The 14,206-nt window shown below is 36.3% G+C and carries 14 protein-coding genes; 1 reads left to right on the top strand and 13 read right to left on the bottom strand.

Features of this window, described 5'->3' with window-relative positions:
* Positions 1 to 13: 13 nt before the first annotated feature.
* The 3 genes from P0092_RS04165 to P0092_RS04155 form a co-directional block, all read right to left on the bottom strand.
* Positions 14 to 1,198: an aldo/keto reductase gene (locus tag P0092_RS04165; RefSeq protein ID WP_004618641.1), complete on the bottom strand. Its 1,185-nt coding sequence runs from the start codon at positions 1,196 to 1,198 to the stop codon at positions 14 to 16.
* A 17-nt stretch (positions 1,199 to 1,215) separates the two neighbouring features.
* On the bottom strand, positions 1,216 to 2,613 hold the full coding sequence (locus tag P0092_RS04160) for a bifunctional diguanylate cyclase/phosphohydrolase (protein ID WP_004618643.1): 1,398 nt from the start codon (positions 2,611 to 2,613) through the stop codon (positions 1,216 to 1,218).
* A 102-nt stretch (positions 2,614 to 2,715) separates the two neighbouring features.
* Positions 2,716 to 3,048 carry a hypothetical protein gene (locus P0092_RS04155; RefSeq protein WP_004618645.1) on the bottom strand — a complete coding sequence of 111 codons (333 nt, stop codon included), beginning with the start codon at positions 3,046 to 3,048 and terminating at the stop codon, positions 2,716 to 2,718.
* A gap of 320 nt (positions 3,049 to 3,368) precedes the next feature.
* Between P0092_RS04155 and P0092_RS04150 the strand changes: the two genes are divergently transcribed.
* On the top strand, positions 3,369 to 3,569 hold the full coding sequence (locus P0092_RS04150) for a hypothetical protein (protein WP_004618647.1): 201 nt from the start codon (positions 3,369 to 3,371) through the stop codon (positions 3,567 to 3,569).
* Here the strand turns inward: P0092_RS04150 and P0092_RS04145 are convergent.
* From P0092_RS04145 to P0092_RS04100, 10 genes are all read right to left on the bottom strand, one after another.
* Positions 3,566 to 4,234 (bottom strand): CYTH domain-containing protein, encoded by a 669-nt coding sequence (locus tag P0092_RS04145; protein WP_004618650.1) that lies wholly within the window; start codon positions 4,232 to 4,234, stop codon positions 3,566 to 3,568. The genes P0092_RS04150 and P0092_RS04145 overlap by 4 nt on opposite strands.
* Positions 4,231 to 5,796 carry a hypothetical protein gene (locus tag P0092_RS04140; protein WP_004618652.1) on the bottom strand — a complete coding sequence of 522 codons (1,566 nt, stop codon included), beginning with the start codon at positions 5,794 to 5,796 and terminating at the stop codon, positions 4,231 to 4,233. The genes P0092_RS04145 and P0092_RS04140 overlap by 4 nt, the downstream gene beginning before the upstream one ends.
* A gap of 230 nt (positions 5,797 to 6,026) precedes the next feature.
* Positions 6,027 to 7,577, bottom strand: coding sequence for a hypothetical protein (locus tag P0092_RS04135; protein WP_004618655.1), 1,551 nt, complete (start codon positions 7,575 to 7,577; stop codon positions 6,027 to 6,029).
* A gap of 33 nt (positions 7,578 to 7,610) precedes the next feature.
* Positions 7,611 to 7,859, bottom strand: a complete 249-nt coding sequence (locus tag P0092_RS04130; protein WP_004618658.1) for an acyl carrier protein — start codon at positions 7,857 to 7,859, stop codon at positions 7,611 to 7,613.
* Between the two features lie 27 nt (positions 7,860 to 7,886).
* Positions 7,887 to 9,236, bottom strand: a complete 1,350-nt coding sequence (locus tag P0092_RS04125) for a preATP grasp domain-containing protein (RefSeq protein WP_004618660.1) — start codon at positions 9,234 to 9,236, stop codon at positions 7,887 to 7,889.
* A gap of 1 nt (position 9,237) precedes the next feature.
* Positions 9,238 to 10,491 carry a type III PLP-dependent enzyme gene (locus P0092_RS04120; protein ID WP_004618663.1) on the bottom strand — a complete coding sequence of 418 codons (1,254 nt, stop codon included), beginning with the start codon at positions 10,489 to 10,491 and terminating at the stop codon, positions 9,238 to 9,240.
* 9 nt (positions 10,492 to 10,500) lie between these two features.
* The gene (locus P0092_RS04115) at positions 10,501 to 11,211 is read right to left on the bottom strand and encodes a thioesterase II family protein (protein WP_004618665.1); all 711 of its coding nucleotides are present in this window, start codon (positions 11,209 to 11,211) and stop codon (positions 10,501 to 10,503) included.
* A 1-nt stretch (position 11,212) separates the two neighbouring features.
* Complete coding sequence (locus P0092_RS04110) at positions 11,213 to 12,334, bottom strand: BtrH N-terminal domain-containing protein (RefSeq protein ID WP_004618667.1); 1,122 nt, start codon at positions 12,332 to 12,334, stop codon at positions 11,213 to 11,215.
* A complete protein-coding gene (locus P0092_RS04105) occupies positions 12,309 to 13,001 on the bottom strand; it encodes a dTMP kinase (RefSeq protein WP_004618669.1) in 693 nt (230 codons plus the stop codon). Before P0092_RS04105 ends, P0092_RS04110 begins: the two co-directional genes overlap by 26 nt.
* Positions 13,002 to 13,087: 86 nt before the next feature.
* Positions 13,088 to 14,197 carry a glycosyltransferase family protein gene (locus P0092_RS04100; protein WP_004618670.1) on the bottom strand — a complete coding sequence of 370 codons (1,110 nt, stop codon included), beginning with the start codon at positions 14,195 to 14,197 and terminating at the stop codon, positions 13,088 to 13,090.
* Positions 14,198 to 14,206: the final 9 nt, after the last annotated feature.

Below are 14,206 nucleotides of genomic sequence, written 5' to 3'. Positions count from 1 at the left end.
AATACTTATATTTCTAAGCCAGTGCTTTATGTGACTCTTTTAGCTGCTTGCGTATTTGTATTTTCTGAGGACATTTTTGCTCACAAATACCGCAATCTACGCACGCGTCAGCTCTGTTCCCTTTAACCCATTCATTTGTCCCGATACTTTTATATTCTGCCTTTGCATAATCAGTCAATTTATAAACACGATGATAATTCATATATTCAAATATTTTAGGAATATTAACTTCCTTTGGACATGGCATACAGTAATTGCATCCCGTACAGTACAAGTCAGACAGTTTTTTATTTTGCTCCATTGCCTCGTTAATTGCAAAGATTTCGGCATCTGTAAGCTGTTCCTCCTTTGACACAACCCGTACATTTTCCTCAACCATAGCCATGCTGCTCATCCCCGACAATGCACATGTTACATTTGGATTAGAAACTACGAATCTCATAGCAAGCTCGGCACTGCTTTTTGCTCCACCGGGTATTAATTTTTTGATTATTTCAGAAGGTGCTCCCAGTCTTCCTCCCCCAATTGGGCCCATAATCATGACTCCAAGACCTTTTTCACGGGCATGAGCTATGCCGGCTTCATTGCTTCTGTCCAGCATATTATACTGGCATAGCACTGTCTCAAAGTATCCGGTATCAATTAGCTTTATCATATTTTCAGCCTTGTCATGAAAAGAAAAGGATAAGTGCTTTATCAAACCCTCTTCTTTCGCTTTTAATGCAGCTGATAGTGGGCCGTTTTTTACATTTATTTTCTTCTCATAGCTCTCAAGGTCTATTCCCCACATGTGATAAAAGTCTATGTAGTCAGTATCAAGTTTCTTTAACGAATTTTCAAGTCTTTCTCTATAATGGTCACCGGAATCGTCTTCAATGGGGTTTTTGGTTGAAAGATAAACTTTGTCTCTCCAGCCTTTTATGGCTTTTCCCACAATCTCCTCACTCTGTTTTTCACAATAGTAAGGGGCTGTGTCTATATAGTTCACACCCAACTCGAAAGACTTATGTATCATTCTAATACTCTCTTCGGTATCAAAAACCATTTTACCGCCTACATTCGTTTGCGGTAATCTCATTGCACCAAATCCCAAAGCTGATATCTTTATCCCGGTATTACCTAATTCGCGGTACTGCATCCATTTATCCTCCTTGACGACTGTAGTTAATGCATCAATTATATCATTTCCTAAACTCATTTTACAGTATTTACTATTTAAATATAATCTGCAATTTTTTTCATTAATTCAAACAGTTCCGGGTTAAATTTGTGCTTTTCACCCTCCATTATTCTGATAGCTTCATCTCTGCTAAAAGCAGCCCGATAGCATCTGTTTTCGCATAAGGCATCAAAAATATCTGCCAGTACTATTATTTGAGAATGGAGCGGAATATCTTTTTTCTTAAAATATCCTGACCCATCAACATATTCATGATGATAAAATATATAATCCGCAACAAATTTAAGGTTTTCACGGCTTTTAGCATACTGATAGCTATAAAAGGCGTGCATTTTGATTTTCTCATATTCCTCAGGCGTAAGCCTTCCGGGTTTATTGAGAATCTTTGGATTAATATAAAGTTTTCCTATATCATGGTTCGCAGCTGCAAGCTTAACCTTTTCACCTTCCTCTGCCGGAAGGCCATAAGCCTCTGCAAGGGCAATGCTGATGGAAGCAACTCTCTCACTGTGGAGCATAACCTCTCTGTAGGCATCAGTATTTGAGTATACCTCAAAGCTAATATAATCAAGCTCATTGCTTACCAGAGCCTTATTAATTTTATTCTCTATAAGCTCCTGAGGTATCTGATTGTCTGTTAAAACTACAAATGATAATGAAACAGACCCGTATATTCCGTCATATTCTCTGAAACAAGATGTAATACAATATTTCAGCTTGTTGTATTCTTCTATAGATAATAAATGTGGTGATTTAAAATTAACCCTGTAGATTTCTCCTATAACATTGAATCTGTTGTATCTTGACAGGTTCTTTGCAATGTTGAAGGATACGGAGTCAAATAGCTGTAGGTCTTCATCGGAGGTAACCACCACGTTTTTGCCGATTCTCTTTGCTGTATACAGTGCTTCATCAGCACTTCTTATAAGCTCCAAATAGTCTACTACCCCACAGGACTCACCCAAAATTGATACCCCCAGACTCACACTGAGACTGCTTTTCTCATATTTCAAGGCATTAAACTCTTTGCGAATTGTTTCAGCTATTTCCACAATATTCTTGGAATCAATTCCTCTGGTAAGTAAAAGAAATTCCTCTCCCCCATAACGTATGGCATAAACAGGGAGGTTTTTTATAGCATTTTTAATGACACCCACCAACATCCTAATAACATTATCCCCTGCCAGATGTCCGTAATTGTCATTAATATTCTTAAAATTATCCAAATCAAGTATAATCGCGCCATTTATGTCTATCATCTTATCTTCCCAGTTATCCAGCAACTGAGAAAGATACAGTCTGTTATAAAGACCTGTCAATCCATCATGCTCCGCTGAATCCCTGAGCTTTGAAAATAGGATTGCATTTTCAAAGTATATACATATCTGACTTTTAATCAACTGAAGCAATACCTTTTTTTCTTCATCAATCATATCAGCCAATTCATGATGAATAACGAGATACCCGTATAAATCACGTTTTGAAATACTCAGTACCCCAATAGAACCTGAATCATATCCAAAGAGTACCTTATCCTAAGCCTCCAAATCCTGTATATACAAATCAGTACCGGGCAGATATGAACTGTCTATATTCATCTTTGTAATATCATCAGGAGTTAAAATCTTGCAATCCAGACCAAGCACTCCTGCAATAACATCTTTGAGATAGCTTACAAGATCCTGAAATTGAAGGATGTTACCCATATACTCATTAATATCTATCAATACTGATACCGCAGCAAGTCTGTTTTCAAGATTTTTGACCTTTGAAGTAAGGTTTGCGTACTCTTCGTTTAAATTCATCAGGAGTTCAATACTTTGCTCTATTGAAGAAGCCACATTAAACTTAGCATTATCCTCGTACATATAAAACCTTTCCAAAACTCATATTTTTTTGTAAACTAATTTTTCCCACTATATTTATATCGTCTTAATTTAGGGGTTTAATAAGGGGGAATTAGTCTTATTTTAAAATAAATTATCAAAATTAATAATAAAATGCATTTACAAATAATTACATATATGTTAACATTAATTCAAGGATAATATTATATCACACACAAACAAAAAGGAACTTGGAGTAAGGGGACTCCAAGTTCCTTTTTGCATATAATGGGTATATTTTTTACATAATTTGAGAAAAATTAAAATATATTATATTAGATGGTACCGGAGCGGTGAAAAGCATGATACTTAAAATTCCCCCAAATGCAAACATGGAAGAAGGAAGCATAATTGCATTAACAAAAAATGATATTTTCATTGGTTATGCCGAAGTGATAATGTCAACAAATGAAGCCCTTATGCTTAGTGTGGACAATAAAGCCATTAAAACCTTCAACGAATTGTTCGGTGAACAAATTCCCTTTACAATAGATCTTTTTTAAATGCAAGTCATATTCACTGCCCTTATATACTTTGATTCATAGTTGGGCTTTAGGAACTCATACCTCTTTTCCATTTCATCCGTCACAGTCTTTAATCTGTCTCTATGCGAGTAATCTGATTTCAACTCAAGTTCTATCTGGTATTCTTTTTTTGATGTATTATTTTTTATGTTTACATAATTAACACTGTCAAAAGCAACTTCTACTGAAAATTCGTCTTGTGAACACAGTATTTTCTCACGGGTTTTTTCAACCCTTATAACTTTATGAAAATCCTTTGGCTGGAATTTTTGAGTAAGCTCCGTGCAGTATAATTTTATTAATTCCCAATTATCTTCTATATCCTCAGAATCAATCTCTTTTTCGTATTCAAATCTTGTCAATTGTCCGTCGCTACCGCAAAGGGTTTCCTCAGGAATATCTTTTTTTATTGTTATACGTTTTGTTTTATTATCTGATCTCATTCTAAGTATTATATTCTGCCTGTACAAGTCTCCCCCGTCTGTATCGTAATAATCATCTGTACTGTCTTTTGCTTTTACGGAACTCGAACTGTAATTTTTCATAAAGTCAGAAAACTCAGTCCGTACTTTATCAAATAGAGGACCATTCTGTGCATCAATTACATATTTCTTTTCTACTTCTATATTTTTATCCTTTTTCATAAAATCACCTCTTCGGTAAGTGTTAATGCAAATATATGAACATTTTTTCTTTTTGGTAAATGTATTTTTAAAACACGTCCCGGTTCTATACGATATCTCTTTGCAAATAGCCTTGCATTAAAGTTATGATAATTTGTTTTGCCGTTTTTCCTATCTGCTGCTGCTCCAATCCAATAAATTGTTTCTCCATAAATGGCAGCCTGATAGAAATCAGTGAAATCTGTTGTAATCCTTTGTACAGTTCCGTCTGAATACTCAATTTCAATGTCTTCCCTATAGCTTCCAAACTCAGAACAGCCCAGTATGTTAATGTACTGAGCATTTATTTCAGGTACGCAAATTATCTGCCCGTCACAGCTTATGTTATCAGGCTGAGAAGGAAAATAGCTATATTTAAAACAAAAATCACCCTTCTTCCATTCCTCATTTATCACCAAGTCCTGAAATATATAGTGTGTTCCTTCTCCTGTAATATCAGCTACGGAATCATCCCTCAGGTTTTCTTCAAAAGCCTGATTATTATAGGCTTCTGTCAAATCCACATAATAGTTTATATAATTTTTCTTTTCTTTATTTACAAATATATTCTTAACTAAACTAATAAGCTTTTCATCACTGTTCAGAATCTTACTGCATAAGTCATTCTGTTTCTCATTGGTGATTTTTGTACCTGTGATACATGCCCTATATAAAAAATTTAGTGTATCTTTTCTAACGTCTTCAATAATTTTTTCAGTGATTTCTGTCAAAGCTGTATCTAAGTTATTTTGATTGCAATGGTCATACAATAAGTGGAAGATAGGCTTTATGCAACCATAAAACCGACGTCTTATCAGTTCTATGGAATATTTGAATTTCTCAATTTGTTCATTATACGAATTTATGATATTAATAAAGTCATTTTTATAGTCCTGAAACAGTAACAATGACTCCTTGATAACATCATTTGTATCAATACTGACGTCCTCAATCCTATGTATAGAATATATACTGTTTGCAAATGTTTGATTTTCCTTAATATACTGCTTATTTGATTCATCAAATATATCTTTCAACATATCAAAGGTCACTTGAAGTGAAAAAAATATATCCGAATTCTCACAGTTATTAACTATATCCCTCACTAAAGACGCTTCTTTAATACCAAATGTCCTGTTATTTTCTCCATATTCATTTACAATAATGGCATGATCAAGAATATATGTGCTATCTTTATAGTATTTGTTGTAGAACAGCGAGTTATATTTTACCACCATAACAACAGGACATCCCTCAATAAGCTCTTGGGCAATCCTGTGCATGGTTTCTTCAGGAGTTTTCCCGGTACAATCTATCCGTTGCAGCTCCAAACCCATGCAATTCAATATCTTGTTTTCTTTGCTCTCAAAGCCTGAATCAAGATACTTTGGAGTATTACTCATAATCGCATGTAAATAACAAAAATAAAAATAATTATTATAATTAAAGTACCCTGCAGCGGCAGCAATTGGTCCGTGTATGCAATCAATTTTCTGAAAATCAAAACCATTCTTGTACAAATCAATATCAAGAGTTTTTCTCACTCTACCTCCCCCTTTCCCCTTTGGCAGCGAAGAAGGTATTCAAAGTCATAGGGTTAACATTCATAAATTAATTATATGAATATTTTTGAATTGATTCAAGTTATTTACACCAACTATTTGTCGGAATATACTACATCTTCATGTAATAAATGCTGTCCTCATCCAGCTTTCTCTTACCCCGATGAGTATAAATTTTCCTTTCAGAGGTCATACCCACTGTCTTTTACTCTTTATAAAAACACCTCATCGGTAAGGGTCAATGCAAATATATGAACATTTCTTTTTTTTGGCAAATGTATTTTCACAACGCATCCGGATTCTATACGGTATCTCTTTGCAAATAGTCTTGCATTAAAGCTGTGATACCTTGTCCTGCCATTTCTTCTTTCCGCTGCTGCCCCGGTCCAGTAAACCTTTTCTCCGAAAACAGGAGGCTGAAAGAAATCAGAAAAATCTGCGGTTATTACTCTTTTTGACCCATCAGAATACTCTATTACCAGTTTCTCATTATAGCTTCCGAACTCTGAACATCCAAGTATACTTATGTATTGTGCGTTTATTTCCGGTATGCATATTACCTCAGCGTTACAGCTTATGTTATCAGGCTGAGCAGATAAATAGCTGTAATTAAAACAGAAATCACCTTTTTTCCATTCCTCATTTACCACTAAGTCCTGGAATATATAATGTGTTCCCTCTCCTGTAATATCAGCTCTGGAATCATCTCTCAAGGTATCTTCAAAAGCCTGATTGTTATAATGTTCCGTTATATCAATAAAATAATTACTAAACTTCTTTTTTGATTCACATACAACCAAAGTCTTCATAAGGTTCAGAAGTATTTTATCTCCTTCGACAACCATCTTACACAAATCATCTTTTCTCTCTTTACTTATTGTCTCACGGCGGCGGCTGGCCTTTCCAACGGTACTTATTGCTTTGCTTCTGATATTTTCAACCTTTTTTTGGGTTTCCTGAAGTTGGGCAAGTTCGAGACTTTTATTTATGCACTGCTCATAAAGTATATGAAATATAGGTTCCATACACCCGTGAAAACGTAACCTGTTAAATACAATATTGTTGTCAAATTCCTTGCTTCCGTCAAAATTCTCTATTATATTTATCAATTCATTTTTATTGTCCATCATGGTCAAGGCAATACTAATGGCTTTGTTTGTATTAAGAATAACTTCTTCCTTCTGATATATACTGTAAATGCTGTCCGCACACGAAGCCAATTCCTTTCGTAATTGATTGTTTGAGTGCTCCCATATTTCTTTTAACATATCAAAAGTAATATGAAGAGGAAAGTAAGCATTTTTATAGGTATCCAGAATGTCCTTGTGAAGCTGGTCTCTGATACAAAATGTTCTGTTGGACTCATTAAACTCATTTATAAGTAATCCGTGATTAAGCTTAAAATCCTCATTTTTGTAATACATGTTGTAAAATAGAGAATTATACTTTACAACCATAATAACAGGCCTGCCAAACAAAATTTCCTCGGCTGCCATTGAAATTACATCATCAGTTGTACATTCTCTGCAATCAATTTTTTTAAGCTCCAAACCCATTTTGCATAGGATTTTATTGGAATAATCTGATGGATCATACTGAGAGTAATTTTCATAAGCGCCTGCAATACTATGTAAAAAGCAGTAATAAAAATAGTTTTCATTGTTAAAATAACCTGTTGCTGCTGCAATCGGTGATTGTATGCAATCAACATTCTTGTAATCAAACCCGTTTTTATACAGGTCAATATCCAGGGCCTTCCCCATTGTACCCCCACCTTCTTTGGTATATATATAGTACTAAATTCCAAGTTTTTGACTTACTACCTTCTCCAACTTATTCAGCGTATTCAGATTATCAAGCAAGAGTTCTTCGTCATCAAAGACAATATGTAATTTATCTTCCAGACTAACAATAATTTCGATGAAATTAACTGAATCGACACCTAACCTATTAAGGTTTTCATCTGCTGATATGCCGTTTACTTGTTCAGTATCAATATTTAAAGCTGAAGCAATTACAGCTATAATCTGTTCTTTTATTTCCATAAAACATATCTCCTTTAATGAATTATATTATTTAGAATAAGCTTCCATTATCTTCTCAAGCTTAGAATTTAGTACATTTACATTCTCCCATGAATCAGAGACTATTAAGGTAAAAACTCTTCCAACGCTGCCGTCAGTACCCTCATGAAGCTTGTAAGGAAGGGTCCCCGAGGTGTACACAAATATTCCTTCCTTATTGTCTGAATTTATCAACAAACCCTCATTCTCCAGTTTGCTGCATATATCCGTATAGTTCACAGTTTTTTCCGGAGTCAGTCTGAAGTATCTTGACAGTATTTTTTTGTCCTTCAGAATCTGATTTACAAATGAAATATACGTTGACAAGGTAAAGCGACCATTTATTTCAATTATAGGGATACATACATCCTGTTCTGTTATAATCGAGTCAATTCCGGCTACTCCGGTAAAGCCTGTTTCATACAGATATCTTCCTATTTTTTGCCCGTATTCCATATAGCTGTCCAAAACTCTTTGCTCCAGCTCAGGGGGCATTTTTGAGCCAATGTAAACTGTATCCCTCAGTAACTGTTCTTTTATCGAAAATACATCTACTTCTCCGTCAGGTGAAACATATATCTGGTAATTAATATCCCCTTTTTTGTTATACCAGCCTTCAACAAGCCACTTACTGTCTGTCCTGCCTCTGGAGAACCGAGCTATCATCCTCAGACTTGATTCCAACTTTTCCTTGCTGTCTACTATGTATAAACCCTTGCCTGACGCACCCTTTGGCTCTTTTATAATCACTTTACTAAAGAACGGTTTACTATTTGTCAGTTTGTCATATTCTTCTCGGATTTCGTCGGCAGAATTGCACACTCTGCCTTCACATACAGTTAACCCAAGCTTTTCTGATATTTCTCTGTTAAATATCTTGTCATTGATTTTTGCATTAATATGAGAAGGTGCACCCATTATCCTCATACCCGTCTTTTGCGCAATTTCCTCTTCAAGATGAGTAACTCCATACGGATTGAAATACAAATCATTATTTTTTTCAGCTGCCTCTTTTAATTTATTGAGTAGGCCTTCATCTCTAAGTACCAACTCTGATATTGGAGTTAATAAATCAGCATTTTCAGGGGATAGTATAGTTGGTATGGAAAAACCCATTTTTCTTAAATTGCTCAGATAATCTTCATCAGGCATTTCACGAAGGATAATAATATCCTGTTCTCTGCATATGAGAAGATTCATTTCTTCCATACGGTTTACGGCAATGTCCTCCTGCCTGTTAACAACCCCTGCACTCAAGTTACTCCAGTATTTTTCCGCACCTATATTGCAAAGCCACACAATGGTTCCTTTGCTTCTTTCTGTTGTAATAAGGCTTATTAAGTTAAAACCGTTTTCCATACTATTTAAGAAGATTTATATCCAGAGGCCTTTGTCTTAGCATAAAATCTTCTTTTTCCCACCTTTCTCTGAGAATATATGTTTTACCTTTATAGTACTGAACCTCAGCCGGTAGAGGATGACTCAGGAAAAGTCCGGGGCTCTGTGTTATTCCATAAGCTCCTGACTTTTCAATTGCAACTACGTCTCCCGCAACAGCTTCCGGCAACGTAACATTCTGACCTATAACGTCTGTTGGCGTGCATAAAGGGCCTACTACATTTACAGGTTCTTCATAGCCTGATTTATTCAGAATATGCATTGGAAAATTATTTCTAATGTGTCTTCCGAGGAAAGCAGATGACGCATGCTGGTTTGAACCACCGTCACAGACCAGATATTTTCTTCCCTTACATTCTTTTCTGTATAGAACTTTTGTAAGGTATGTTCCCGATTCAGCCATAAGAAATCTTCCGCTTTCAACAAAAACCTGTGTATCAGAAAGTCTGTCTTTGTATTTATCCCATACTTGACCAAATTCGTTGCGAAGTATATCCATATCCAGAGTACTGTCGTCCTTGAAATAAGGAACACCAAAGCCCCCGCCAAGGTTCAGAAATCTGAGATTAAAACAGTACTTTTCCGAGGTTTCCAATGCCAGCTGTATAATTTGCTCCATACTCTGAACAATACTGTGGGCATTTAACGCCTGTGTACCCGTATATATATGTATACCTATTACCTTCAGATTTGTCAGTGTTTTTAATTCTTTGAATACGCTCTCCATATGAATCTGATCTATACCGAATTGAGATGCAACCCCTGACATTTTAATACCCGAGCCTGCAATGTCAAAGTCAGGGTTTATTCTTATAGAGATGTCCACCACCCTGCCTATTTTAGCTGCTATTTTATTAATTGCTTCCGCTTCATCCAGACTTTCAATATTGATACTGTAAATGTCTGTTTCCACGGCGTATTCCAATTCGTCATATGTTTTTCCGGGACTTGTAAATATGATTTTATCAGGTGAAAAACCTGCCGAAAGCGCGGCATGCAGTTCTCCGGAAGATGCCGTTTCAATGCAACTCCCAAGCTTCTTGAACAACTGGCATATCCCCACAAGGGGGTTTGCCTTCATAGAATAAAATATCCCAAATTCTTGGGGCAGACTGTTCTTTAGCAATGTATACTGAGATATGATTTTCTCAGTGTCATAAACATAGACAGGCGTTCCATATTCGGTTGCGATATCATTTAGTATATTATCGTTCATATGTCCCTCCTATTCTGTAGCCAGCAAAGTATTATTTATAATTTTCACTATTGTTTCGGCATTATTGTGCAGGTAAAAATGCCCCTTTTCAAAGGTGTAAAAGGTACAGCTTTTATTTGTATACAGCTCCCAGTATTTCATATCCTCCACGGTTGCAAGTTCATCATTTGTACCCGAAAGCACAGATATATCAATATCAAATTTCTGTATATGAGGACTATGTCCGTATGTTTCCAGAATTGTGTAATCTGCCCGAAGAGTATTAGCAGCATTTTCCACCAATTTGGTATACTTTAAAAGCTTTTCAGGTATTCCGCCCATACTTACTGCTTCATGAATCAACTCATCATCAGAAAGCAGGTGCATATTCTTATCCTGCTTTTCAATACAGGGAGGGTATCTGCCAGAAAAGAATACGTGTATAGGTAATTTCAAACCCATTTGATAGAGTTTGCATATCAATTCATAGGTTATAATACTTCCCATACTGTGTCCGAAAATAGCATAGTCACTATTGCGTGTTTCATTTTTAACAAAACTTGCTATATCCTCCACAGCCTCCCCCATACTTTTGTAATATGGGTCTTTAGCTCTTTTAGACCTTCCCGGCAGTTCTATGGGGCAAAGCTCTATAGAGCTGTTCAGATAATTCCTCCATCTTGCATATATATCTGCAGAACCGCCTGCATACGGTAAACAAAACAGTTTAATTTCTTTCATTTTATGCCTCCTGTTTATAGCTTAATTCAAGAAGCTTATCAACTGCATGGCTTTCTGTTACTATTATGAGTTCCAGTTGCCTGCATATATTAGTCATAATGTCCTTGTTTTTTGTTAAGGCCAAACGAAGGGACAAATTGGATAAGATTTCCCATTTCTCTGAAGAATCCTTAAGACAAATGCAGATTTCCTCTGAATCACAAATCATTGTAGATACCTCCCGGAGAAATACCACAAACCTTATCCTGCTTCTGGACATAAGCTTAAATGCAGCATTGTAATACCTCAGAAGAGAGAATAATTCCTCGTCGGGCATAGTGTCCCTCTTAAATATTAAATCCCTTGTGAATATCTTCATTACCGGCAATCCGCATTTACAGCCTAAAATGTCTTTTTCGCCCTTCATCCGGCTTGAACTTTCAGCTATAATATTTTTACAGCCGTCACACTTCGGTTTGAAACCTTCTTTTTTGCTCACTTCCATCCACATATTTCTAATGGGCTTAGTGTAAGTGCCTTGATCGTTATCAGAATTTCTTGCACATATTAAAGCTTCTATAGACATCCTTCCGTCAAAATCACTTTTGGAAAGACTGTACTTGTCGAATATTTCAACATATCCTTCTGCCTTGTTATATCCTGTTACAACCACAGCATGTGCCCCATGATTTTTATGGTAGGCACTGTGATAACTCATATGGTACATGTCTACAACTGTTACCACAGGAACTCCTAAATCTATCAGTTCAATAAGCCTCTCATAAGCTATTTGGGGGTTGTCTTCAATATATAATGAAATTTTTATTTTGCTGTCTGTTAACTTTTTCACTTCACTTTCGTCACGTTTGCTATAATGTGTAACTGTCGGAAAGTAAACGTATTCAAGGGAAGTATTCAGCTGCTCCTCCGAAAACTCGAAAGAGCGTGAGGGTTTATGCAAATAGTTTAAACCTATATATCCGGTATTATCGTCATACATAAATGACAGGTAATCAGCCAAAATCAACTCTGGCTTCAACCCAAAGTATGCTACAATTGCTCCGTAGGCATTCTGGAAACAGTCATTTACGTAAGGGACGAAGTATCGCGGTACTCCGTCAATTGAGCGGTTTAAAGTATTCATATATCTCCCTTCTGCCTGAAATATAATCATTCACGCATTTTACAACAATGTCTGAATCTTCATTGACAGTAATAATATTGGTTTCATTTTGGATTGCTTTGCTGTTAATCAAAAGCAAATATTCGTCCCTTAGCTTATTCAGATAATATAGCTCCTTGTTTTTCAAAAGCTTGTTTTCCCTGATAAGCTTATTTGTGTGAAACAAGTCCTTTCCTCTTTTTTTGATTCTTCTATCACACTCTTCAGGACTTACATCCAAAAAGAAGACCATGGTGGGTTTTATAACAAACCTGTGCAGAAGTCTTCCGATTTTACCCCCTGCCCCGTTTACACTATCCCGGGTTAAACCTGTATATATGTATCTGTCAGCAATTAATACATAATTCTTCTTTAAAAGCGGAAGGACTTTAAAAAGGTAATCTATAAGAAAACTAACCCATTGAAAAAAGCTGTAAATTCCAGGTGTCAGTAATTTTTTAGAGTCAATCCTTTTGATTATATTTCTTATTACCCTATTCGAATTCCATTCCAATACACTTGTTTTATATCCATTATCGGTCAGGTACTTTCTGAGAACCCTTACACTCTCACTTTTCCCGCAGCCGCTTATCCCTTCGAATACTATCAACATACCGTTTACGCTTGATGTACTTTTTTCTTGTTGCATAAGCCTTCACATCCATAAATTTATTTATGTAAACTTAAATAATATTGCTTTAAGTGAAGAACCTCATGTAACGCATTTCTGCCATTCTACAAGCTGTTTCTGAGCTTATAGCTCTCTGTGTAGTCAAGAGCAGCTTTTCTGCCTTTTACAAGGTTTTCATGGAGCTCTCGCAATATTGCCGTAGAGAAATCCGTCTCTTTCCAAGCATTGTAAGTAATTCCGTAGCCAAGTTGTTCCCAAAGCCGAGTGTTCTTTTTTTCGTGCTCTCCAAAGGGTTCCAGCATTATCATAGGTGTTGCGGAAGATATTGAATCCATAAGAGTTCCGGCTCCCGGTTTTCCAATAATAGCCCTTGAATTCTTAGTAATATCAAAAAGCTCATGATACTCTTCTTTATTTTCAAATAATGGCTCTATATCAGGTATTATCTGCGCTAAAGGCGGAAACTCATAAATGCCTTTTTCATTTTTGTTCCAGGCTCTCCACGAAGGATCAACCATAAAACATCTGTCCTCTTCCTTTTTCCTTGAAGCCTCCTGAATTTCATACAGAACAATATCCAACTGAAAACCTTTGTCCTGCAGTTCGGGAATCTTCCCCTGATAGGTTCCCATTCCCCAGCCTCCTCCATGGATAATAAATCTTTCCGGTCTTTTATGGAAGGGAATGGGGTCTTCGTTTACAATTGGTATCTGGAACTGAATTTTACTGTTTTCACAATCATACAGCCAGACTTCTTTATAATTAACACTGTAATCAGGCTTATACTGCTGAAGGCTTTTCCATGACGGAGGGAGGTCGCAGTCAACATACAGTATTTCTGCATTAACAGTTTGCGGGGCTATCCGTGCTCTGTATTCGTCCATTACATGAAGCCAGTGCCCTGACAGTACTATGAAGTCCCTTCTGTTTTCTTTCGCCCAGCTTTTTAGCAGCTCATCAGCCAGCTCATTGTCAATACTCTGACGAATATCCATGGGCATTCTTGCAGACATTAGAGCAACGGCAAAATTACTGTGATATGCCTTCCGGCTCTTTTGTATGCCGTCCCTTTTATCTTGTGAAATAAGGTTCTCGAACACTTCTATTTTAGTAGAAACTCCCTTTTCACGTAATCTGCGGTCTATAAGAAGTCCCGGAATATACAGCCCAAGTCCGAAACCTGAGCAGAGTATTGTCACTGTTCTTTTTTCCATAGGATTCAA

This window comes from Ruminiclostridium papyrosolvens DSM 2782 (genome assembly GCF_029318685.1).
GTDB lineage: Bacteria > Bacillota > Clostridia > Acetivibrionales > DSM-1351 > Ruminiclostridium > Ruminiclostridium papyrosolvens.
This window is presented reverse-complemented; position numbering and strand designations above follow the sequence as displayed.

Bases quoted from the DNA above. Each gene is read 5' to 3' on its own strand.
- P0092_RS04165 (WP_004618641.1), bottom strand. From the start codon at position 1,198: ATGAGTTTAGGAAATGATATAATTGATGCATTAACTACAGTCGTCAAG.
- P0092_RS04160 (WP_004618643.1), bottom strand. From the start codon at position 2,613: ATGATTGATGAAGAAAAAAAGGTATTGCTTCAGTTGATTAAAAGTCAG.
- P0092_RS04155 (WP_004618645.1), bottom strand. From the start codon at position 3,048: ATGTACGAGGATAATGCTAAGTTTAATGTGGCTTCTTCAATAGAGCAA.
- P0092_RS04150 (WP_004618647.1), top strand. From the start codon at position 3,369: ATGATACTTAAAATTCCCCCAAATGCAAACATGGAAGAAGGAAGCATA.
- P0092_RS04145 (WP_004618650.1), bottom strand. From the start codon at position 4,234: ATGAAAAAGGATAAAAATATAGAAGTAGAAAAGAAATATGTAATTGAT.
- P0092_RS04135 (WP_004618655.1), bottom strand. From the start codon at position 7,577: ATGGGGAAGGCCCTGGATATTGACCTGTATAAAAACGGGTTTGATTAC.
- P0092_RS04130 (WP_004618658.1), bottom strand. From the start codon at position 7,859: ATGGAAATAAAAGAACAGATTATAGCTGTAATTGCTTCAGCTTTAAAT.
- P0092_RS04125 (WP_004618660.1), bottom strand. From the start codon at position 9,236: ATGGAAAACGGTTTTAACTTAATAAGCCTTATTACAACAGAAAGAAGC.
- P0092_RS04120 (WP_004618663.1), bottom strand. From the start codon at position 10,491: ATGAACGATAATATACTAAATGATATCGCAACCGAATATGGAACGCCT.
- P0092_RS04115 (WP_004618665.1), bottom strand. From the start codon at position 11,211: ATGAAAGAAATTAAACTGTTTTGTTTACCGTATGCAGGCGGTTCTGCA.
- P0092_RS04110 (WP_004618667.1), bottom strand. From the start codon at position 12,334: ATGAATACTTTAAACCGCTCAATTGACGGAGTACCGCGATACTTCGTC.
- P0092_RS04105 (WP_004618669.1), bottom strand. From the start codon at position 13,001: ATGCAACAAGAAAAAAGTACATCAAGCGTAAACGGTATGTTGATAGTA.
- P0092_RS04100 (WP_004618670.1), bottom strand. From the start codon at position 14,197: ATGGAAAAAAGAACAGTGACAATACTCTGCTCAGGTTTCGGACTTGGG.